This window comes from Streptomyces sp. NBC_01317, assembly GCF_035961655.1.
Lineage (GTDB): Bacteria > Actinomycetota > Actinomycetes > Streptomycetales > Streptomycetaceae > Streptomyces.
Genome location: NZ_CP108393.1, coordinates 7,496,299 through 7,517,661, shown reverse-complemented (window position 1 = coordinate 7,517,661; position 21,363 = coordinate 7,496,299). Strand labels below are relative to the sequence as shown.

Annotated in this window: 17 protein-coding genes; 9 read left to right on the top strand and 8 right to left on the bottom strand. The window is 71.7% G+C overall.

The genetic code is table 11. The features are described from left to right. The first annotated feature begins 75 nt into the window (after positions 1-75). Both OG349_RS32430 and OG349_RS32425 read left to right on the top strand, forming a co-directional pair. Positions 76-3,234, top strand: a complete 3,159-nt coding sequence (locus OG349_RS32430) for an alpha-mannosidase (protein WP_327237979.1) — start codon at positions 76-78, stop codon at positions 3,232-3,234. Further along, positions 3,227-5,602 (top strand): ROK family protein, encoded by a 2,376-nt coding sequence (locus tag OG349_RS32425; RefSeq protein ID WP_327237978.1) that lies wholly within the window; start codon positions 3,227-3,229, stop codon positions 5,600-5,602. The genes OG349_RS32430 and OG349_RS32425 overlap by 8 nt, the downstream gene beginning before the upstream one ends. Positions 5,603-5,659: 57 nt before the next feature. On the opposite strand, the gene OG349_RS32420 is transcribed toward OG349_RS32425, so the two are convergent. Then, a complete protein-coding gene (locus OG349_RS32420; protein ID WP_327237977.1) occupies positions 5,660-6,925 on the bottom strand; it encodes a glycoside hydrolase family 71/99-like protein in 1,266 nt (421 codons plus the stop codon). Positions 6,926-7,296: 371 nt separating this feature from the next. Between OG349_RS32420 and OG349_RS32415 the strand changes: the two genes are divergently transcribed. The 5 genes from OG349_RS32415 (at position 7,297) to OG349_RS32395 (ending at position 11,273) form a co-directional block, all read left to right on the top strand. Beyond that, positions 7,297-7,872 carry a DUF5134 domain-containing protein gene (locus OG349_RS32415; RefSeq protein ID WP_327237976.1) on the top strand — a complete coding sequence of 192 codons (576 nt, stop codon included), beginning with the start codon at positions 7,297-7,299 and terminating at the stop codon, positions 7,870-7,872. A gap of 161 nt (positions 7,873-8,033) precedes the next feature. Next, positions 8,034-8,969, top strand: coding sequence for a M56 family metallopeptidase (locus tag OG349_RS32410; RefSeq protein WP_327237975.1), 936 nt, complete (start codon positions 8,034-8,036; stop codon positions 8,967-8,969). A 33-nt stretch (positions 8,970-9,002) separates the two neighbouring features. Next, on the top strand, positions 9,003-9,695 hold the full coding sequence (locus OG349_RS32405; RefSeq protein ID WP_327237974.1) for a phosphatase PAP2 family protein: 693 nt from the start codon (positions 9,003-9,005) through the stop codon (positions 9,693-9,695). Between the two features lie 19 nt (positions 9,696-9,714). Further along, positions 9,715-10,425, top strand: a complete 711-nt coding sequence (locus tag OG349_RS32400) for an HAD family hydrolase (protein WP_327237973.1) — start codon at positions 9,715-9,717, stop codon at positions 10,423-10,425. Between the two features lie 251 nt (positions 10,426-10,676). Further along, a complete protein-coding gene (locus OG349_RS32395) occupies positions 10,677-11,273 on the top strand; it encodes a TetR/AcrR family transcriptional regulator (RefSeq protein WP_327237972.1) in 597 nt (198 codons plus the stop codon). 41 nt (positions 11,274-11,314) lie between these two features. Here the strand turns inward: OG349_RS32395 and OG349_RS32390 are convergent, their stop codons facing one another. Continuing rightward, positions 11,315-12,829 (bottom strand): LVIVD repeat-containing protein, encoded by a 1,515-nt coding sequence (locus OG349_RS32390; RefSeq protein ID WP_327237971.1) that lies wholly within the window; start codon positions 12,827-12,829, stop codon positions 11,315-11,317. A 198-nt stretch (positions 12,830-13,027) separates the two neighbouring features. Here OG349_RS32390 and OG349_RS32385 point away from each other — a divergent pair, with 198 nt between their 5' ends. Further along, the gene (locus OG349_RS32385; protein WP_327237970.1) at positions 13,028-13,696 is read left to right on the top strand and encodes a DUF305 domain-containing protein; all 669 of its coding nucleotides are present in this window, start codon (positions 13,028-13,030) and stop codon (positions 13,694-13,696) included. Between the two features lie 89 nt (positions 13,697-13,785). On the opposite strand, the gene OG349_RS32380 is transcribed toward OG349_RS32385, so the two are convergent. Together OG349_RS32380 and OG349_RS32375 are read right to left on the bottom strand one after the other, a co-directional pair. Next, positions 13,786-14,508, bottom strand: coding sequence for a DUF6214 family protein (locus OG349_RS32380; protein ID WP_327237969.1), 723 nt, complete (start codon positions 14,506-14,508; stop codon positions 13,786-13,788). 814 nt (positions 14,509-15,322) lie between these two features. Continuing rightward, a complete protein-coding gene (locus OG349_RS32375) occupies positions 15,323-15,673 on the bottom strand; it encodes an ArsR/SmtB family transcription factor (RefSeq protein WP_327237968.1) in 351 nt (116 codons plus the stop codon). Between the two features lie 124 nt (positions 15,674-15,797). Here OG349_RS32375 and OG349_RS32370 point away from each other — a divergent pair, with 124 nt between their 5' ends. Continuing rightward, positions 15,798-16,877, top strand: a complete 1,080-nt coding sequence (locus OG349_RS32370) for an NADH:flavin oxidoreductase/NADH oxidase (RefSeq protein WP_327237967.1) — start codon at positions 15,798-15,800, stop codon at positions 16,875-16,877. An 88-nt stretch (positions 16,878-16,965) separates the two neighbouring features. Here the strand turns inward: OG349_RS32370 and OG349_RS32365 are convergent, their stop codons facing one another. The 4 genes from OG349_RS32365 to dpgA all read right to left on the bottom strand — a co-directional run bounded on the left by OG349_RS32365 (position 16,966) and on the right by dpgA (position 21,125). Then, positions 16,966-17,766: an alpha/beta fold hydrolase gene (locus tag OG349_RS32365; RefSeq protein ID WP_327237966.1), complete on the bottom strand. Its 801-nt coding sequence runs from the start codon at positions 17,764-17,766 to the stop codon at positions 16,966-16,968. Positions 17,767-17,917: 151 nt separating this feature from the next. After that, the gene (dpgC, locus tag OG349_RS32360) at positions 17,918-19,225 is read right to left on the bottom strand and encodes a (3,5-dihydroxyphenyl)acetyl-CoA 1,2-dioxygenase DpgC (protein ID WP_327237965.1); all 1,308 of its coding nucleotides are present in this window, start codon (positions 19,223-19,225) and stop codon (positions 17,918-17,920) included. Next, positions 19,222-19,923 carry an enoyl-CoA-hydratase DpgB gene (gene dpgB, locus OG349_RS32355; RefSeq protein ID WP_327237964.1) on the bottom strand — a complete coding sequence of 234 codons (702 nt, stop codon included), beginning with the start codon at positions 19,921-19,923 and terminating at the stop codon, positions 19,222-19,224. Before dpgB ends, dpgC begins: the two co-directional genes overlap by 4 nt. A gap of 35 nt (positions 19,924-19,958) precedes the next feature. Next, positions 19,959-21,125: a 3,5-dihydroxyphenylacetyl-CoA synthase DpgA gene (dpgA, locus tag OG349_RS32350; RefSeq protein WP_327237963.1), complete on the bottom strand. Its 1,167-nt coding sequence runs from the start codon at positions 21,123-21,125 to the stop codon at positions 19,959-19,961. Positions 21,126-21,363 lie beyond the last annotated feature (238 nt).

The following is a 21,363-nucleotide window of genomic DNA, read 5'->3' as shown; positions in this document are numbered from 1 at the left end:
AAAGGCGAAAGCCGTTGACTTGATAACACTCTTGGTTTTACATGGCGGTTACTGGCTGGACAGGGAGGGCCGCCCATGCATGACCGCAGGAAGTCCGGTGAGGCGCGAATAGCCCATTTTCTCGCCGACCGTTTGCGTCCCGCGCTGTATACCGGCCGGCTCCCCATGGACGTGGGCGCCTGGCACATCCCGGGTGAGCCGGTCCCTGTCGAGGTCGCCCTGCGCGCGGAGTACGCGCCGTTCGTCGTCGGCGATTCCTGGGGCGGGCCGTGGTCCACCACGTGGTTCCGGCTCCGCGCGGACGTCCCGGAACGCTGGGCGGGCCTGCGGGTCGAGGCGGTCCTCGACCTGGGGTCCGCCGAGGGCCTCGTCCACGACGAACTGGGCACGCCCCTCCAGGGGGTGCACGCCCGCAACCGCTCCGTCCTGCTCTCCGCCGCCGCGAGCGGCGGCGAGCCCGTCCATCTCCTGGTCGAGGCCGCCGCCAACCCGCCGATCGACGCGGCGTCGGGCACCGGCACGCGCTACGGCGACCCGCTGACGGTCGGCGACGAACCGCTCCACCGGCTGGTGCGCGCCGATCTCGCGGTCCGCGACGAGGACATCTGGCAGCTCATCCATGACATCGATGTCCTGGACGGGCTCATGCGCGCGCTCCCTCCCGGACTGCCGCGCCGCCACGCCCTCCTGCGGGCCCTGGAGGACGCCGTGGACGCGGTGGACCCCCGGGACATCCCCGGGACCGCCGCGCGGGCCCGCGCGGTCCTCGCCCCCGTCCTCGCCCGCCGCGCGTACGACTCCGCGCACACCGTCGCCGCCGTGGGCCACGTCCCTCCGCCGGAGGCCCGGCTGTGGCCGACGCGGGAGAGCGTCCGCAGGAGCGCCCGCGCCTTCAGCAGCATGACGGCGCTGGCCGAGGAGTATCCGGAGCTGACCTTCGCGGCCTCCTCCGCGCAGCGGTACGCCTGGATGAGGGACCACCACCCGCACGTCTTCGAGCGGGTGCGCAAGGCCGTCGCCGACGGCAACTGGGTGCCGGTCGGCGGGATGTGGGTGGAACCGGACGGAAGCCTGCCCGGCGGAGAGGCGCTGGTACGGCAGTTCGTCCACGGCCGCCGCTTCTACAGGGAGGAGCTGGGCGCCGACACCGACGGCGTCTGGCTGCCGGGTTCCCTCGGAATGAGCGCCGCCTTCCCGCAGGTGGCCGCGCTCGCCGGGGCCCGCTGGTTCCTCTCCCGCCAGCTCCCCGACGAGGACACCAGCGCCGTGCCCCACCACACGTTCTGGTGGGAGGGGATCGACGGCACGCGGCTGTTCAGCCACTTCCCGCCCGCCGGCGGGAACGTCGCGGAGCCGGCCGGGGGCGAGCACGGCGGGGGCGAGCACGGCGGGGAGCACGGCGCGGCGCTGACCGGGGGCGAACTGGCCGACGCGGTCGAGGCGTTCGCCGACAAGGGCGGCGGCACCCGCTCGCTGATGCCCTTCGGCGACGCCGACGGCGGGCCGACCCGCGAGATGCTGGAGCGCGCCCGCAGACTGGCCGACCTCGAAGGCTCCCCCCGCGTCGAGATGGCCGCCCCGTCGCACTTCTTCCGTGACGCGCTGGACGAGTACCCGGACGCGCCGGTGTGGCGCGGCGAGCTGGACCTGGCGGAGCGCCAGGGCACGTACACCAGCCAGGCCCGCACCAAGCGCGGCAACCGCCGGAGCGAATCCCTGCTGCGCGAGGCCGAGTTGTGGTCGGCGACGGCCGCCGTGCGGGACCGCATCCCGTATCCGTACGACGAGCTCGAATCGCTCTGGAGGAAGGTCCTGCTGCACCAGTCCCACGACGTCCTGCCGGGGACGTCGATCGCCTGGGCACACCAGGAGGCGGAGCAGACGTACCGCGAGGTCCACCGCAGGCTGGAGCATCTGATCCGGCGGGCCGTGGGCGCGCCTGACGCCGTCTCCGTGTCCGAGGTCTCCGTCTTCAACGCGGGTCCGCTCCCCCGCCGCGAGATCGTCGTCCTGGACGGCGACCGGCCCGCGGACGGCGGCCAGTTGCTGTCGGACGGGCGGATCGCCGTCCTCGCCGAGGCCCCCGCGCTCGGCCAGGGCCCGGCCGGGCTGCCGCAGGGGGACGTCGTGCCCGTGACGGTCGCCCCCGCCGAGGGCGGCGGCCACACGCTCGACAACGGCCTGCTGCGGGTCCACATCGACGCGGAAGGGCTGGTCCGCTCCGCGCTGGACCTGACCACCGGCCGCGAGGCCATCGCCCCCGGGGCCGCGGGCAACCTCCTCCAACTGCACCGCGACGACCCGGCGCGCTGGAGCGCCCGGAACCTGGACCCCCGGCCCCGCGCGGGCTGCCGTGACCTCGACGGGGCGGACTCGGTGGAGGTCACCGAGCACGGCCCCCTGCTGGCGGCGGTCAGGGTCGTGCGGTCCACCGGCCGGTCCACCGTGGGGCAGGAGCTGTCCCTGAGCGCCGGGAGCCGGGTCCTCACGCTGGACACCGAAGTCGACTGGCGGGAGCGGGACACCCTCCTCAAGGCGTCCTGGCCGCTGGACGTGCACGCCGAACACAGCAGGGGCGAGATCCAGTTCGGTCATGTCGAGCGCCCCACGCACGACAACACCGCGCGGGACGCGGCCCGTTACGAGATCTGGGCGCACCGCTGGATTCATGTCGGCGAGCACGGCTGGGGGGTGGCGCTGGCCGGGGACTCCACGTACGGGTACGACGTGTCGCGCGCGACCCGCGCGGACGCCGGGACGACCACGACCGTACGGCTCTCCCTGCTGCGCGCCGCCCACAGCCCCGACCCGCACGCGGACCGCGGTCCGCAGCGCTTCCGGCACACCCTGCGCCCCGGCGCGGACGTCGGCGACGCGATCGCCGAGGGGTACGCGCTCAACCTGCCGCTGCGCCCGGGGCCGGCCGGGCGGGGCGCGTCCCCGCTGGTCGGCGTGGACAGCCCCGACGTGGTGGTGGAGGCGGTCAAGCTCGCGGACGACCGCTCGGGTGACGTGGTCGTCCGGCTCTACGAGGCGCGCGGCGGCCGGGCCCGAACGACCCTCACCGCGGCCTTCCCCGTCGCGGCGGTGCACGAGACCGATCTGCTGGAGGACACTCTGACTGTCCGTCAACACCGGGACGGGGCGGTCACGCTGACCCTGCGGCCGTTCCAGATCCTCACCCTGCGGCTGGTACGCGGGGACGGCCGGCGGACGGGGGACACCGGTGCCTGACGCGCGTCCGGCCGAGAGGACGGCCGGTGGTCCGGCCGACCGGGCGGCCGGTCCCCTGTCGGCCGAGCACCGGGCCGTCCTGCGGCGCTGGGAGGCGGCGGGCGGGCCCCTGGCCACCCGCGCGAGTGTGGTCCTGCTGGCCGCCGACGGGCTGCGGGACGCCGAGATCTCGCGGCGGCTCGGGGTGTCCCGGCAGACCGTGGGCAACTGGCGGCAGCGGTGGACGAGCGCGGGCATCGACGGCCTGGAGCAGCGGCCCCGCACCGGCAGGCCGGCGACGGTGGACGAGGCCGAGGTGGTCACCCGTACGCTGCTGGCGCCCGGCGGCAGCGGCGCGTCCCGCGCCGTGGCAAGGGAGTTGGGCCTCTCCCACGCGACGGTCGCGGGGATACGGCGGCGCTGGCGGCTGACCCCGGACGAGGCCCCGGCCCCGTCCGTACCGACCAGGCCGCCGCTGCCCGGCGCCGACGTGTGGGTGATGGGTCTGTACGTGGACCCGGAGCGGGCCGTGCTGCTGGCGGGGACCCGCCGGGGCGCCGGCCGCCGGGGCGCGGGGCCGCAGGCCGCCACGGGCACGGTGATCGGCGCCGACGTACTCGCCGGGCTCGACCGGGCGCTGGACGCCGTGCTGGCCGCAGCGCCGGGGCCCGGGGCGGACGGTGCCTCCGCCGGGCCGGGGCCCGGGACGGAGCCGCCGCGCCCCGGGACCGGCGGTGCGTCCGCCGCGCTCCGCGCCGACCTGGCCGGGTATCTCGCGGAGGCGAGCCGCAGCCATCCGGATCTGCTGCTGCACGCCATCACGCTCTGGGAGCCGTCCGACGGGCCCGTACAGGAGCCGCCGGAACGGACTCTGACGCTCCATCAGATACCCGCGCGCTCCACCTGGCGGACGTTCCTGCGCGCCATGATCGCACTGGACAGCACGAGCCACCCGGAGTCCTCGCGCCGCGTGTACCTCGATCTGGCGGCGGAGTTGAAGCGGTACGCGGCGACCCGCTCCGAACGGCCGTGCGCGGCCGTGCGGTGGCTGCGGGAGAACGTCGCCGGCCACCTGCGCGCGGAGCGGGCCCCGGACGGCCCGGCGCCGAACCTGTCGTGGAGCGGGGTCAACCAGATCGACCTCGGGTCGTTCAACGAGTGTGTGGTCATCGAGACCGTACGGCTGTCGGGCACCATCACCCGCGGGGAGATCGCCCATCGCACGGGCCTCACCCAGCAGTCGGTGTCCCGCATCGCCCGCTCGCTGCTGGACCGGGGCATCCTCATCGAGGACGCGCAGCGGCGGGCCACCTCGGGCAAGCCCCGTACGCCGGTACGGCTCTCGGGCACGGCCGCCCACGCGCTCGGCATCCACATCGACCCGGAGGTCCTGACCGCGGTGGTCATCGACCTCGACGGGGCGATCGTGTGCACCCGCAGCAGGCCGGTGACCGCCGACACCGATCCCGCGGAGTTCGTCGAACGGGTCGCCACGCTGGGCCGGGAGACGCTCGCGGAGGCACGCGGGGCGGTGCGCGAGGACGGCTTCCTCGGGATCGGCGTGGCCGTGCCGGGGCCCGTCGACATCGCGTCGGGCACGGTCCTCGGCCCGCCGCTGATGTCCGCGTGGGGCGACCTGCCGCTGCTGTACCTGCTCAAGGACCATTTCCCCTGCCCGGTCCTGATGGAGAAGGACTCCACCGCCGCGGCGGCCGGGGAGCGGTGGATCGGCCGGGACCGCAGGGCGAGGGACTTCGCGTACCTCTATCTCGGTACGGGGGTGGGCACCGGGCTGTATCTCAACGGTGACCTCTACCGGGGGATCAGCTCCAACGCCGGGGAGTTCGGGCAGTTGTGCGCCATCGCGCTGGGGCGGGTGGACAAGGACGGCCGGCCGGAGATGGTGCCGGAGTGCAACCCGCCGGTGTCCGTGCCCGATCTGGCGCTGCGGGGCGGGATGCGGGGTCCGGCGGGGGGCTCCGCCCCCGGGGCCGGGGGCGCCGACTCCGGCAGTACGGCCGCCTACCTGGCCGTGGGCGAGGCCGCGGCGGCCGGTGATCCGGCGGCCGCTGCCGCCGTACGGGAGGTGGCCCAGGCGGTGGGACGCGGGGCCCTCGGTCTGGTCGACCTGCTGGACATCGATCTGATCGTGCTCGGCGGCCCGTTCTTCACGGCCGACGTCGCCGACTTCTACCTGGACGAGATCACCCGTACCGTCAACGAGTTCCCGACCGCCAGGCGGCTGCGGCGGGTCGAGGTCGAGCCGTCCGTGCTGAGCGCGGAGGCGGCGGCTGTGGGCGCCGCGTCGACGCTCTTCCATGCCACGTTCACCCCGCGCCTGCGGGGAGAACGCAGGCCGCCGGGTGCGTCCGGCGGCCTGCGCGCTTGAGGGGCACCGCCCGGCGCGCGCGTTCGCGCGGGCCGGGCGGGCGCTGGTGACGGAACGTCAGACGCGCGGCTGTGTCGGCCGGTTGGCCGTCAGCGCGATCTGCTTCTTCAGCATCCGGCCGCCGTCACCGGTCAGCCGGAGGTAGTAGTCGGACGAGCAGCCCGTGCCGTCCTCGTCGAGCGCGTAGATCCCCGACCCGGCCGGCACCTGTCCGCCGGTCTCCGCGGTCTTGGCGATCTGGTTGCCCTCGTTGAACTCGTCGTACATGGAGATGTAGATCCCCTGGGCGCCGACGCGGACCATGTTGTAGAACTGCCGCCACATGAAGTCGCCGTGCGCGCGCTGGCGTTCCTGGAGGTCGCCGGGGAGGACGCAGGGCTGGTAGTCGATGCCGTGCGCGTTGCAGTCGGCCTGGTCGGGCGTGTTGACGGAGGTGAAGAAGCGGTCGGTGTCGCTCACGTTGCCGATACGGCCGACCATCCAGGGCGAGAGCATGTTGAAGGCGTGGTACACGTCGGCGAATCCGGGCCGCGAGTCCTCGTTCCCGCTGCGCCAGTGGGTGGGCACGCCGCCGATCACGTAACAGCCCTGCGCCTTGAACCAGTCGACGACGTCCTTGCACGGACCCGGAGCGAACGGGCGTCCGTCGTCGTTGAACCCGAAGCCCCAGATGCAGACGACGGGCTTGCCGTTCTGGACGGCGTAGGCGCTGGACGCGGTATGCGCCTTCATCTTGTTCGTCCAGTCCTGCTTGATCTCCGACTGCATGTTCGTCCAGCCGGTGACGTCGTACATGATGTAGAACTTCCGGCCGTTGGCCTCCGCCGACTGCCGTACCCGCTGCGCCATCACGTCGCGCGTGGGACCCTCGCCGCCGAACGGGTTGAACCGCTGGAGCGCCGCGGTGTCGATGTTGTTCTCCCGCATCCACCGGAAGTGGGTGTCGACGGTCTGCTGGTCGTACGACGAGAAGAGCGTCGCGGGCTGCCCCTCGTTGGTGTTCGCGTAAGCGGTGCGGTAGGTGCGGCTGTACTCCCGCATGTCCGGCCACGACTTGATGGTGGTATTGCTCGGCGACGGGGGCTGGCCGGCATTCCTGCTCCAGTGCCACCAGCTGTTGATGGGGGCGCCGTCGCCGATGCAGGCGAACCATCCCTGATAGCCGACGGTGATTTTCCCGACGACGTCGCCGGGGGGACTCGCGGCGGGTGCGAGGGGGGCGGCCTCGGCCGCCACGGCACCCCGCTGGGCAGCGAGAACGCCGCCCACGGAAGCGGATGCGGCCAGCGCGGACGCGATGACCGATCGTCGTGAAACGCTCACGGAGGATATCCTCCCGGTAGGTGTCTGCCAGAAACACACGATTCCCTCGGGAGTGGGGGGAGTTATTGGGCGGTGGCAGTCCGTCCGGCCCCCAAGGGCACGCCTGTGCAAGGTAGTCGGGCCGCACATCCCGCACAAGGTGTGTTGTGCATGCATTCCGTCAAGAAAATGCGAAGGTCTGTCAGTTCATTTACTTGCCACTTTCCGTTTCCGGCGGAATGCGGAAAAGCGCGCGGAGAGTTCCGGCCGTGTCCGGCGCGCCCGGCGCGCTCCCCCGATGACCCTTTGCGCTCGCTTGCGCACCGAGCGTGCCGGGCAGCATCCGTTCGAGGTCGAAGGTCGAAGGTCAGGAGTCGAGGGGGAGGTGCGCGGTGCACGGACCGGCGACGGCCGGCTGGCTGCTGGTCGCGCTCTGCGCGGGGGCTGGGGGCTACTGCCTGCTGCGCATGCGCGGCGTCGTGGGTGAGGCGCGCGGTACGGCGGGCGGCGAGGCGCTGATGGGATTCGGGATGGCCGCCATGGCCGTCCCGGCGGTGGTGCTGTCGCCGCCGCGGTGGGTGTGGTTCGTGTACGCGGCGGTGTTCGGCGCGGCCGCACTGGGAACGGCCGTCCGGGCGCGGGGCTCGGCGCACCACGCGCACCACCTGCTGGGGATGCTCGCGATGGTCTACATGGCGGGGGCCATGGCCCTGACGCCGGGCGGGGCGCACGGCGTCCACACGGCGGCCGGCGCGCCGCTGGTCACCGGCGGGCTGCTGCTCTACTACACGGCGTACGTGCTGTGGGCGGGCGCCCGCCTGCTGCCGCTGCCCGCTCCGGCGGACGGTGGGCCGCCCGGCGGGGCGGCCGGGGCGGTGGCCGCCGGCTGGGGCGACCGGCCGGAGTTGACGCTGGTCTGCCGGCTCTCGATGGGCCTCGCGATGCTGGCGATGCTGCTGGGACTGTGAGCGGGGCCGTACCGGCCGGGCCGCCGTACGGCACCACGTACCGGACCACGCACGGCACCCCATACGGCACCACGTACGGCACCACGTACAAAACGTGTCCTGAGTCACATGGCCCGCCGGACCGTACCGCCGTGCGGCGCCGCCCTCATAGTCTGGTGACCATGATGGTCTCCTTGGCGCTGCTGCTGCTCGGTGCGCTGGCCGCCGTCGTCGCCCCGAGGCTCCTGGCCCGCGCCGACTGGCCGGAGCGCGAGCCCGTCGTGGCGCTGTGGGTGTGGCAGTGCGTGGTCGCCGCCGTGCTGCTGAGCTTCACCCTCGCCATGACCTTCAGCGCGGCCGCCGCCTGGCAGGCCGTACGGGGACACGTCTTCGCCCCCGCCCCGCGCGGCGTGATGGAGGCGTACGCGCTCGGCACCCACCGGCCCTGGTCCGCCGTGATCGCGGTGGTGCTCTTCGGTGGTGGGCTGTGGACGGCGGCGATGCTGACCCGGGAGATCCACCGGTCCCGCGCGCGGCGCAGGAACGACCGTACGGAACTGCTCCTCCGCTCTCCCGCCCTGCCCGGCGAGGAGTCCGGCTCCGATCCGCTCGTCGTGCTGGAGGGCGAGCGGCCCGACGCCTGGTGGCTGCCGGGCACCGCGCCCCGCCTCGTGATCACCACGGCCGCCCTGCGGCGGCTGAAAGGCCGTCAACTCGACGCCGTACTCGCCCATGAGGAGGGGCACGCGCGCGCCAGGCACGACTGGCTCCGGCACTGCTCGGCCGCGCTCGCGAACGGTTTCCCGCAGGTGCCGGTGTTCGCGGCGTTCCGCGACCAGATGCACCGGCTGGTCGAACTGGCCGCGGACGACATGGCCTCGCGCCGCTTCGGTCGGCGGACGACCGCCCTCGCGCTCGTCGAACTGAATGAGCACCGGGGGGTGTTCGGCCCCGGCACCACCCCTGACGCGCAACTGCCGCAGCGGGTGAACCGGCTGCTCGCGCCGGGCCCCCGGCTGACCGCGGGCCGCCGCCTGTGGCTGACCGCCACCGCCACGCTGGTCCCGGCCGTCCCGCTCCTGGTCGCCTTCGTACCGGCCCTGCGCGCCCTCGGATAGCTTGGCCTCTTCTCCATCGGCAAGGATCACCCCATGCACTCGCCGCCGATCCACTCCCCCGCGCCGACTCCCCCGGCCCCCCGCCCGCTCGTCACCCCCGCGCGTACGGCCGCCGTCCTCGCCGCCGTCTCGGCCGTCCTGGCGGGGCTGGTGGCCGCGGAGTGGGGGCCGCTGCTCTCCTTCGACCGTACGTCCGCCGACCGGCTGCACCGCTGGGCGGTGGCCGAGCCCGGCCTCACCCACACCAACCGGGTGCTGACCGACTGGGTGTGGGATCCCTGGACGATGCGGATCCTCACGGCGGTCGCGGTGGTCGTGCTGTGGTCGCAGGGCGCCCGGCTGCTCGCCGCGGCCGTCGTCGTGGGCGCCGCGGTGACCACGGCCCTCCAGCAGGGCCTCAAGGCTGTCGTGGGCCGTGAACGGCCCAGCTGGCCCGACCCGGTGGACTCGGCCCACTACGCGTCCTTCCCGTCCGGGCACGCGATGACGGCCACCTTCACCCTGGGGCTGTTCCTGTGGCTCCTGCGGCGCGCCGGCGCGAACGGGTGGCTGTGGGGCACGGCGGTGGCCGTCGCGGTCGTCTCCGTGGTGGGGGTGGGCCTGACCCGGCTGTGGCTGGGGGTGCACTGGAGTTCGGACGTCCTGGCCGGCTGGCTGCTGGGCGGGTGCCTCGTCGCACTGTTCATCACCACGTACGGGCGTCTGGCCTTGTCCCGGGGGCGCTGACCCGGGAAGTATCGGGCCCATGACGTTCAAGGGTGTGCTCTTCGACTTCTCCGGAACCCTCTTCCGTATCGAATCGGCGGGATCCTGGCTGCGCGCCGTGCTCGACGAGGCGGGTGCCGCCGTACCGCCCGACGAGGTGCGGCGGTACGCCATGGCGCTCGCCGTGTCCGGGGCGCTGCCGGGCGGTCCCGCGCCGGAGCGGGTCCCGCCGGACCTCGCCGGGCTGTGGGCGACCCGCGACCGGAGCGCGGCGGAGCACCGCGCCGCGTACACGGGGCTGGCCCGTCAGGTGGAACTGCCCGACCCTTCTCTGTACGACGCGCTCTACGAACGCCACATGACGCCGGAGGCATGGCGTCCGTACGCCGACGCGGGAGCCGTGCTCGGCGCGCTGCGGCAGGGCGGGGTCGGGGTGGCCGTGGTGAGCAACATCGGCTGGGACCTGCGGCCCGTCTTCCGGGCCCACGGCCTGGACTCACTCGTGGACGCGTACGTGCTGTCGTTCGAGCACGGCGTGCAGAAGCCCGACGAGCGGCTCTTCCGGGCGGCGTGCGACGAGTTGGGGCAGGACCCGCACGACGTCCTGATGGTCGGCGACGACCGTGCGGCGGACGGCGGGGCGGCCCGGCTGGGGTGCGCGGTGCACTTCGTGGACCATCTGCCGGTCGAGGAACGGCCCTCGGGTCTGCGGCCGGTGATCGCGCTGGCGGGCTGCGGGCCGCTCGTGTAGAGGCGCCGAGGACCCGCTTACGCCTGCCGGACCCGTTCACCCGTACAGGCCGGATCCGTCCACACGTGCAGAGTGCATATGTCCGCGCGGACGGGCCGGACATGGCAGCACGTACAGAAAAAGCCGTCTGCCTCGGGCGATCCCCCGCGTCGCCCAAGGCAGGCGGCAGCCCCGCTGACCAGGCACAAAGAGGCCTGTGGCAGGACGCTCTGAGTATACTGGTTGAAAGCCAGTCAACGCAGGAGTCCAGCATGTCCCCGCGGAGCGCATCGGTCAATGAAGAGCTGCGTCGGCGATCCCGGGATCGACTGCTGCAAGCCACGGTGGAATTGGTCGCCGAGCGCGGTTACGAGGCCACGAAGATCGCCGACATCGCCGACCGGGCCGGTACCGCGCGGGGTCTGGTGTCGTACTACTTCCCCAGCAAGCGCCAGCTCTTCCAGTCCGCGGTCCACCGGCTGATGCACCGCACGCTGGAGGCGGGGCTGGAGCGCGAGCCGCGTACGGACGACGGCCCCGAGCTGCTGGCGCGCGCGATCGACGCGATCCTCGGACTGGCCGTCGACAGCCCTGTCCTGATGCGGGCTCACATGGCCGGAATTCTCCAGGCCGAGGGCTTCGTACAGTGCCCGGAACAGCAGCGTCTCGCGCAGCTGCTGCGCGAGACGGTGGTGCGGTACGGCTCACCGGACGTGGACAGCGACTATCCGCTGTTGCGCGCCCTGCTGATGGGCGCGGTCTTCGCCGTCCTGATACCGGGGGCTCCGATGCCCCGGCAGCGGCTGCGCGACGAGCTGTTCACGCGCTACGGGCTGGCGTGGGAGCTCGGCGTCCCGCCGGGCGGCTGACCGCCCGGCGGAACGGATCGGGGCATCACCCCGCGGCGACCTCAGTCGTCGTGGTGGTCGTGGTGGTCGTCGCGGTCGAAGTAGTCGGGCTGCGTCTGGACGTTGAGCTCGTCGAGGCGCACGCGCTTCGCGGGGTCCGTCCTGCGGTCGTCGAGCTTCAGTACGTCGAAGCCCTTGGCGATGTCGTTGGAGTAGATGTAGCCGTTGTAGTAGTACGCGGACCAGGAACCGCCGGTCGCGTTGGTGGTGGCGGAGAGGGGACCGCGCTCGAAGTAGCCGATCTCGGTGGGACGCGACGAGTTGGTGAAGTCCCAGACGGATATGCCGCCCTGGTACCACGCCTGGACCATGATGTCGCGGCCCTTGACCGGGATGATCGAGCCGTTGTGGGCGACGCAGTTCTCGGTGCTCGCCTGGTAGCGGGGGATCTTGTAGTAGCTGCGGAAGACCAGCTTGCGGTGGTCGCCGCGGCCCACGATGTCGTAGATGCCGTCGGCGCCCTTGTTCGGGCCGATCGCCTCGTTGCAGGTGGCGGCGCCGCCGCCGCCCAGCTCGTCGGTGAAGACGACCTTGTCGGCGTCCTGGTTGAAGGTGGCCGAGTGCCAGAACGCGAAGTTGACGTTGTCCTGGACGCGGTCGATGACCTTGGGCCGCGCCGGGTTCTTGATGTCGAGGAGGATGCCGTCACCCATGCAGGCGCCGGCGGCCAGGTCCTTGGAGGGCAGCACGGTGATGTCGTGGCAGCCGGAGGTCGTGGAGACGCCCGGGTTGGTGGTCCCGCCCGGGTTGCCGCCGTCCGGGAAGAGCAGCGGGAAGTTCACGATCGACGACTTCTCGGGGGCCTTGCGCGGCACCTTGATGACGGTGATGCCGTCGTGCGGCGGCTGGCAGTCCGGGAAGCTGGCGCTGGGCGAGTACGAGGAGACGTAGATGTACACGTCCTTGCGCTCGGGCACCAGCGTGTGGGTGTGCGAGCCGCACGCGGTCTCGACAGCGGCGACGTACTTCGGGTTCCGCTTGTCGCTGATGTCGAAGATCTTCATGCCCTCCCAGGAGGACTTCTCCGAGGCCGGCTGCGTCACGCTGGAGCAGGAGTTGTCACTGCGTGAGGAGTCGGTCGACAGGAAGAGGAGATCCCCGGAGACGGTGATGTCGTTCTGGGAACCGGGGCAGAGGACCTGCGCGACGGTCTTGGGGGCCTTCGGGTTGCTGAGGTCGAAGATCCGGAAGCCGTCGTAGTTGCCCGCGAAGGCGTACTTGCCCTGGAACGCGAGGTCCGAGTTGGTCCCGGCGAGCGCGTCCTTGGGGGTGTTGCTCAGGTGCTTGATGTTGCTGCTGTGGACGATCTCGTCCACGCCGGGTATCTCACCGCTCTTGATCGCGGCAGTCGCGTCGGCGACGGCGGCGGCCGAGATCTTCGCCGGAGCGGATGTGTCACCTGGGTCGGGTGTGGCGACCGCGGGCCCTGCTACGAGCAGGGTGGCGAAAAGCCCGGCTGCGGCTGCCGCCACGCCCAGACGTCTCCGCCGCACGCGGGTGGTGTGCAACGAGGTCACTGCGTCCTCCCTTTCATCCGTTCAGAGTTGAACGGCTTACAGACCACGGCAGTATCGTCCCTCCCATGTACATCTCAACAGATGGCAACAGAGACGTAATGAAAGTTTTTGATCACTTGGTTGCGGAAGCGTGTTAGTACGGAGTCTCTTCTAGTCTCTTCTTCGTCTCTTCGAGATCATGTGCCGCAGGAGGTAGCTGTGTTGATCCGCCGCAGGAACCCGCGTTCCCGCGTGGCCGCCGTCGCGACGGCCGTCGCCGTCGCCGTACTCGCCCTGGGAGCCTGCGACTCGGGCGACGACAGTGCTTCTGGCGCGTCAAAGTTCAAAGCAGACAAGGGACTTGAGGTGGTGGCACCGGGAAAGCCGGGCGAACCGGCGAAGACCCTGTCGCCCGAGGAGGCGCTCAAGGCCGCACCGGACGACAGCCCCAACTCGGCTGATTTCACCTACGCGCAGATGATGATCGTGCATCACACGCAGGCGCTGAAGATGACCGAACTTGTCCCGAAGAGAGCGGCTTCGACCTCCGTGAAGCGGCTGGCCGAACGCATCGCCTCGGCCCAGAAGCCCGAGATCGACGCGATGGCCGGATGGCTGGAAATCAACGGTGGGGTAAAGAAGACGTCAGGACATGACCATGGCCCGATGCCGGGCATGGCGACCGAGGCGCAGCTGGACCAGCTGCGCGCGTCGAAGGGCAAGGCGTTCGACGAGCTTTTCCTGACGCTGATGATCACGCACCACCAGGGGGCGATCACGATGGCGACGGAGGCGTTGTCGTCGGGCAACAACGTGCTGGTCGAGGAGATGGCCGGCGATGTCATCGCGCAGCAGACGTCGGAGATGGCGCGGATGCGGGCGCTCTGAGGGGCCCGGGGGGTGTTCGGCGGCGTCCTGCCGTGGTCCTGTCGCGCGCCCTGCCCTGTTCTGGTGTGGTCCCGCCCTGCTCCTGCCGGTCAGCGGCGGTGGTGACGGGGTGACAGGTGTCCCTCGTCGCGGGCGCCCGCGATCAGCCTGAGTGACTTGCGCCGGCTGAATCCGGTGGCGGACATGACGGCGAGCACCGGGTCCAGGCCGTCGCGCTGGGCCGCGCGGTAGATGTCTGCGACGGTGCGGCGGCCGGGGGCGCGGCGGGAGGTGGCAGGGTCGGCGCGGTGGCGTCCGCCGAGCTGAGGGCTCGATGCGGCGCCGCCCTCCGCGGGCTCGGGCCCGGGTTCCGTTTCACCTCCCGCCGGGGGGTCCGGCACGTCGGGTACGGGCGGCTCCGGGGCGGCCGGCTCGGCGGCGGCCGGCTCGGGGGCCGGCGAAGGCTCGGGCACCGGGGTGCCCTCCTGCCCCACCACCACCTTGCACGCGTCCTGCAACGGCGCCTCGATCACCCCCGCGAGTGCCGCGAACCCTTCCAGGGCCAGTGGGGGGTCGGCCTGCGCGTCCTCGATGGCGATGCGCCCTTCGTGCACCACGGCCAGTACGTCGATCCGGGCGCCGTCGGCGAAGGTAAGCCGGATGTCCACCCACGGCGGCCGGATCTCCCGCCGCGCCGGGCCCGCCAGGGGGTCTCCGGCCGTGGTGACGGTGCCGTATCCCTGCACCTCCCAGACGGGCCATGCGGCCGTCTCGGGGTCGTTCGGTTCGGATTCATCGGGTTCCTGGGCGGACATCCATCTGCGTTCCGACACGTTCACAACTTAATCAGGCAATCCGTCCTTATTGCCACGGCACGCACGGGGGTGGGGTGACGGCACCCTGTCGGCGCATCGCTCCGCGCGCTGTTCGTTGCGCTTCCTGCTTGTCCTCAATCGCCGGACGGGCTTTGTTTGTGGCGTCTGCCCGGTGCGGGCGGGTGCGGCTTACTGATTGTCCTCAATCGCCGGACGGGCTTGGTTGTGCCCGCTGCGGCCCGGTGGGCTGGGTGCGGGTTGTTGCCGGGGGCCGGGCAGGGGTCGTGTCCTGCACTGCATGTTTTACGTCGCGTTCGGGGACTTCGGACATTCACGGTAGCCACGCGACACAAAACACGCTCTACGTTCCGGACACGACCCCTGCCCGTCCCCCTTCCACGCCCGCGCCAAAACAACCCGGCCCGTCCGGCGTTGGAGGGCACCGGGGGCACCATCCAGCCCGTCCGGCGATTGAGGACATCAGTAAGCGACACCGCCCACCGGCGGAAACTGACCCACCCCGCAGCGGGGGGTCGTTCAGCTCACCCTCGGCGTGAGGGGGGTGGGGTCGGAGGAGGTGCGTGTGTCCGGACGTAAAGCGTGTTTTGTGGCGCATGGCGAACGTGAATGTCCGGGGTCCCCCGAACGCGCCGTAAAACATGCAGTCCGGACATACGTACCTCCGCAGGCCCCACCCCCCGCCACCACGACAAACCCAAGCCCGTCCGGCGATTGAGGACATCAGTAACCCGCGCCCACCACCGGGGCGCAGACGCCCGTCCGGCGCGAGGACAAGCAGGAAGCGCAACGAACACCGGCAGAGGCAACACACTCACGCCCCACCAAGCCGCACCGCCTGGGCAGCCGCCGCGCCCAGGACACTGTCCAGCAGGCCAGGGAACAGCACGTCCAGATCCCGCCGCCGAAGCCCGTTCATCTTCGCCGTGCCCCGATAGATCTGGTGGATCACCCCACTCTCCCGCAGCACCCGGAAGTGATACGTCGTCGTCGACTTGGTGATCGGCAGCGGGATCTGCGAGCAGGTCAACTCCCCCTCCGCACACGCCAGATCCCTGACGATGCTCAGCCGCAGCGGATCGGACAACGCATGCAGAACGCCCTCGAGACGGATCTCCGCGCGCAGGGGATGAACCAGTTCGCGCGTGCTGCTCGCGGCACTCATCTGCGGCTCCACTTCGTCGGGAATCCCATTGTACGAGGATTCTCGTAGTTTGACATTCGCCTTACTACGATGCGTATCGTAGTAGCGCCATCCCGCCGCCCGTCACGTCCGACTGGAGTCCCCCGTGAGCGCACTGTTCGAGCCGTACACCCTGCGGTCGCTGACCATCCCCAACCGCGTGTGGATGGCACCCATGTGCCAGTACTCCGCCGAGGAGACGGGCCCGGACGCGGGCGTGCCCCGTGACTGGCACTTCGCTCACCTCGCCTCCCGGGCCATCGGCGGTACGGGGCTGATCCTCGTCGAGGCCACGGCCGTCAGCCCGGAGGGCCGGATCAGCCCCGCCGACGTCGGCATCTGGAACGACACGCAGGTCGAGGCGTTCCGCCGGATCACCCGCTTCCTCGCCTCGCAGGGGACGGTCCCGGGCATCCAGCTCGCCCACGCCGGGCGGAAAGCATCGACGGACCGGCCCTGGAAGGGCGGCGGCCCGGTCGCCCCCGACTCCAACGGCTGGGAGGTCCTCGCGCCGAGCCCCTTGCCCTTCACGGACGGGTATCCGGTGCCGGCCGAGCTGACGGTGGAGCAGATCCAGGAGATCGTGGAGCAGTTCGGGGCGGCGGCCCGGCGGGCCCGCGAGGCCGGGTTCCAGGTCGTGGAGGTGCACGGCGCGCACGGCTACCTGGTCGGCCAGTTCCTCTCCCCGCACAGCAACAAGCGCACGGATTCCTACGGGGGTTCGTACGAGAACCGCACGCGGTTCGCCCTGGAGGTCGTGGACGCGATCCGGGCGGAGTGGCCCGAGGATCTGCCCGTGTTCTTCCGCATCTCGGCTACCGACTGGCTCGACGAGGACGGCTGGACCGTGGACGAGACGGTACGGCTGGCGGACGACCTGCTGGCGCACGGCGTGGACCTGCTCGACGTGTCCAGCGGGGGCAACGCGGCGCACGCCCGGATCACGGTCGGCCCCGGCTACCAGGTGCCGTTCGCGGCCCGCGTCAGGGCCGAGACCCGGATGCCCGTGACGGCCGTCGGCCTGATCACCGAGCCGGAGCAGGCGGAGAAGATCGTCGCCAACGGCGAGGCGGACGCGGTGCTGCTCGGCAGGGAGCTGCTGCGCGACCCGTACTGGGCCCGCCGCGCGGCCCGCGAACTGGGCGGCACGGTGCACACCCCGCCGCAGTACGCGCGCGCCCACTGATCAGCCGCCCCTCCTCACCGGCCGGCCCGGGGAGCCGTACGGTGCGTCAGGTCCGCACCGTACGGCGGCGTACGGGTCTTACCGCCGTTCAGGCCGTCAGGAAGTCGGTCAGCACCTCGTTCACCGTGTCGGGTCGCTCCAGATAGCCGTAGTGGCCGCAGTCGGGTATCTCGGTGTACCGGGCGCACGGAATCGCCTCGGCGAGTTCCCGTGACAGGTGCGGGCGGACGGCCAGGTCGTCCCGGAAGCCGATGACCAGGCAGGGGCGGTCGATCGCCCGGTAGTGCGCGAGGCGGTTCGGGATCACCTCCAGGCCGAGCTGCCGGCGGAGCGCCGCCGGGTCGGGCGCGGTCATCTCCAGTACGGCGAGCCAGTCCCGTAACTTCGCCTCGTCGTTCAGCGTGCGCGGGGCGAGGTTCTGCAACGCGAGCTGGTACGCGGCCACGGCGGGCGGGAGCTTGACGCCGCCGCGCGCGAGTTCGAGGTCGGCGGCGGCCATGGCCCTGATCAGTTCGTCCGCGCGGCCGCAGCTCGACATGAGAACCGCCCGGCTGACGAGGTCGGGGCGCGCCAGCAGAAGTTCCTGCACGATGACACCGCCCAGCGAGTGGCCGACCACCCGGCAGGGCCCCTCCCCCAGGTGCTCGATCAGGGCCGCGACGTCCGCGACCAGGTCGTCCAGGGTGAACCGACGGGCTCCGGCGACGGTCATCCCGCTGCCCCGGTTGTCGACGGTGATCACCCGGAGGCCGGCCTTCCGCAGCGCGGGCACCTGGTGGGCGCGCCAGACGCGGCCCGGCGCGCCCGTTCCGGCCACCATCACCACCGGTTCACCACGACCGTGGTCCTCGAACCAGAGATCCACTCCGTTGACGTGCGCCATCGGCATCGGTGTACTCCTTCCCCGCGCGTCGGCCGGAGGCCCGGCCCTGATCTCGTCGGAGCACGGTCCTGGTCCCTTCGGAGCCCGGACCGGCCCCCGGCCCCTCGCCGACCGGTCCGGGCAGGGACCGCTCAGTCGGCCGGGGCGCGGCCCGCCGTCACGAGGAGCCCGCCGCGAACCTGCCCACCTTGCCGATCACATCGGCCCCGTACAGGCGCAGCGCCTGCTGGAACGCGAACTCGGCCATGTACGCGCGGAAGGCGTCCACCGGCTCCTCGGCGAGGTTGAGCATGTGCCGGTTGACCAACACCGCCTCACCGTCGAGCCGCGCCAGGCTGCGTTCCACGGCGGCGTCCAACTCCTCGGGCTCCACGACCTCGTCGACCAGCAGCCGGGCCGCCGGTTCCGACGCCCGGACCCGGCGGCCCTCCAGGATGATCTGGCGGGACAGCCGTGGTCCCGTGGAGCGGCCGAGGCGGAAGTTGGCGACCCCGGGGACGATCCCCTCCTTCGCCGCCGGAAGGCTGAAGTAGGCGTCCGAGGCGGCGAGGACGTGGTCGAAGACCAGGAGCAGCTGCGCGCCGCCGCCGATCGCGAAGCCGTCGACGGCGGCGACCCAGGGCTTCTCCGCGTACGGCGTGTGCCAGGCGGTGGGACCTTCGACCCGGATGCCACGGACCAGCTTGTGGACGTAGCCCAGCTCGCGGCGCAGCAGGAAGTCGACCAGGGAGATACCGCCGGAGCTGAGGTTCTTCAGGTTGATGCCCGCGCTGAAGATCCGCCTGCCCCGGTAGCGGGGGTGGCTCATCTCGCCGCCCCGCACCAGGCCCACCCGGACGCCTGGGTCGAGCAGGGCGAGGTCGACGGCGGTCTCCATGTCGTCGACCTGCTGGTTGTCCTCCGCGTTGAGACAGTCGTCCCGGCACAGGGTCAGCCGGGCGACCCCGTCGCGGCGCTCCAGCCGTACCGCCTTCATCCGGACCGTTCCCGTCCGGCGGAACTCCGGCAGCAGGGCGAGTGCGCGGTCCGTGGGACGCAGCATGGACGCGAGGAGGTGGGGTCCGGCGACGGGCGAGCGCAGGACGGCCCGCAGGAAGATGCCCTGGTCGATCTCGTGGCCTTCCTTGTCGGCCTGCGGCCGGCTGTTCTCCCGCTCCAGCAGCTCCGCCGTCGGCACCAGTCCGGGGTAGGCGGTCGCTGCCGCCGCGACCAGTTCGTCGATGCGCGGTTCGCGGGTACGTCCGTCGGTGAGGCGGTCGTAGACGGCGTCGGCGTGCCTCTGGAGGAACCCGGCCCGCTCCGCGCGCGCCCGGTTCTTCGCGGCGTCGGCGACGGCCCGCTGCGCGGCGGTGCGCCGCGCGGGGGCCGGTAGCGGGGTCAGCGTCCTCTCCGCCTGTTCCACCGCCTCGGTCAGGGCGTGCCACCCGTCGAGCGTCGATCCGCGCAGGGGCGGCGCCGTCGTCATGCGGCCTCCTCGGCGGCGGCGGAGCGCCGCAAGGCACGGTCGCAGGCCGCCAGGTGGGGGCCGAGGGCCTCTTCGAAGCTCGTGTGCTGCGCGTCGAACAACAGCTGGCGCCGGATGGCCAGTTCCTTGCCGGACAGCTCTTCGATCAGCTGCTCCGTGGCGGCGGCCGCCGCGTCGGGGCCTTCGGCCACTTCGTCGGCGATGCCCAGCTCCAGCGCCTCGGACGCGGTGAGGGGATGGCCGAAGAGCACACTGCGGCGCACCCGGGCGGCCCCGGCGAGCCGGACGAGCCGGAAGGTGGCCATGCCGGGCCAGGTCGACTCCCCGTCGAAGGGCACGAGCAGCCGGGTGTCCGGGGTGGCGATGCGGATGTCGGCGACGAGGAACACGTCGAGGGCCACTCCGCCGCAGTCGCCGGTCGCGAGGGCGACGGTCCCGGCGGGCAGCCGCTCCAGCCGGCGCAGCACCCGCTCCCACTTTGTGACCAGCGCGACGTCCAAGGTGTCCGTCCAGCCCGGTCCTGGCGCTCCGGTGACGCGCAGGGTGACGGTCCCCCCGGTGTCCCGGTCCTCGGCCCGGTCGCACAGGACGGTCAGGTCCTTGACGGTGCCGGCCGTGAGCGGCCGGGTCCCGTCGACGGTCAGTGTCAGTACACCGCTCGGGTCGCTCACCGCACCCACCGCGTTCACAGCACTCACGTCGCTCGCTTCTCGCATGGTGTTCTCCCCCGTCGTCACCACTGGACCAGCGCCGTTTCCAGCGTGGATCCCGGTCCCATCGTCATCAGCACGCCGTAGTCTCCGGGCCTGGTCACCCGCTCGTCGAGCAGCCGTTCGTACGAGAAGAGGAACGAGCCGCTCGACACATTGCCGTAGTCCCTGAGCACTCCGGTGGTGTGCCGCAGGTCGTGGCGGGTCAGCCCCAGATTGACGGTGACCGCGTCGATGACCTTCTTGCCGCCCGAGTGCACCAGCCAGTGGCCGATGTCGCTGCGGCGCAGGCCGGTGTCCGCGAGCAGGCGGTCGATGACGATCTCGGCGTGGGCGCCGACGACGTACGGGATCTGCGGGTCGAGGTAGAAGCTGAACCGGTCCAGCTCGCGGTCCCAGTCGTAGCGCATCGCGTCGATCGCCTCGGGAATGAGGCAGCTGGCGAACTTGAGGACGGTCGGACCCTCCGTGACCCCCGACACCTCGTCGCCGGCCCCCGACAGGAGGGCGATGGCCCCGGATCCGTCACCGAAGAGGCTGTTGACGACGGCCGTACGCATCGAGGAGTCCATCGCGTACGCGGCGGAGCAGGCCTCGGCGCAGAGCACCACGGCGAGTTCGCCGGGGTGGGCGGCGGACCAGCCGGCCACGACGTTCAGCGCGTTGAGGCCCGCGTTGCAGCCCATGCCGACGATGTCGCTGCGGCTGCAATGGCGGTCGATGCCCAGTTCGCGGATCAGCAGGGCGCTCAGGCCGGGGGTGAGGAAGCCGGTGGAGGACACGCAGCACAGGTGACGCAGGTCGGACAGTTCGGCGCCGGCCCGCTTCAGGCAGGCGCGCAGCGCCTCGGCGCCCATGCCGACGGCCATGGCCTTGTGCTTGTCCAGCAGGTCGCCCTGCGGCTCCGGGTGGCGGACGCCGTCGGCGCCGGGTTCGGGCAGGGTCAGATGGCGCCGGTCGATGGCGCTGTTGCGGAAGACGGAGCCGATCTTCGGGTCGGTGATGCCGAAGGCGTCGAGCACCTCCTGCTGGGTGTAGACGGTGGGCGACGCGGCGGTGCCCACGCCCACGATCCGCGGCCGGTACGGCGTCTTGAGGGAGCCGTCCCCGGTCAGGGCCGGGCGGTGTTCGAGCGACTCGGGCCGGTCGAGATCATCGAGCTGGTCGAGCTGGTCGAGGCTTGTGCTCATCGGAACGTCCATCCCCACATGCGCGGCTTGCTGCGCGGTTTCCGTGCACTGATACCGGTCACTTGCCTTCGTCGCCTTTCCGTGCGGAAACGGTCGGAACATTGAATTTCGACGCGTTGATTTCGACGGCCAGGATCACACGATTTCCACCGGGGTCACAATGCTGTCCAACAGGCCGGAATGCGCACTTGGACGGGGCTTGACGGCGAGTTCCCCACACGACGGAAATGCCGTACGT

Bases quoted from the DNA above. Each gene is read 5' to 3' on its own strand.
- OG349_RS32405 (WP_327237974.1), top strand. From the start codon at position 9,003: ATGCACTCGCCGCCGATCCACTCCCCCGCGCCGACTCCCCCGGCCCCC.
- OG349_RS32400 (WP_327237973.1), top strand. From the start codon at position 9,715: ATGACGTTCAAGGGTGTGCTCTTCGACTTCTCCGGAACCCTCTTCCGT.
- OG349_RS32410 (WP_327237975.1), top strand. From the start codon at position 8,034: ATGATGGTCTCCTTGGCGCTGCTGCTGCTCGGTGCGCTGGCCGCCGTC.
- OG349_RS32375 (WP_327237968.1), bottom strand. From the start codon at position 15,673: ATGAGTGCCGCGAGCAGCACGCGCGAACTGGTTCATCCCCTGCGCGCG.
- OG349_RS32430 (WP_327237979.1), top strand. From the start codon at position 76: ATGCATGACCGCAGGAAGTCCGGTGAGGCGCGAATAGCCCATTTTCTC.
- OG349_RS32395 (WP_327237972.1), top strand. From the start codon at position 10,677: ATGTCCCCGCGGAGCGCATCGGTCAATGAAGAGCTGCGTCGGCGATCC.
- OG349_RS32365 (WP_327237966.1), bottom strand. From the start codon at position 17,766: ATGCCGATGGCGCACGTCAACGGAGTGGATCTCTGGTTCGAGGACCAC.
- dpgC (WP_327237965.1), bottom strand. From the start codon at position 19,225: ATGACGACGGCGCCGCCCCTGCGCGGATCGACGCTCGACGGGTGGCAC.
- dpgA (WP_327237963.1), bottom strand. From the start codon at position 21,125: ATGAGCACAAGCCTCGACCAGCTCGACCAGCTCGATGATCTCGACCGG.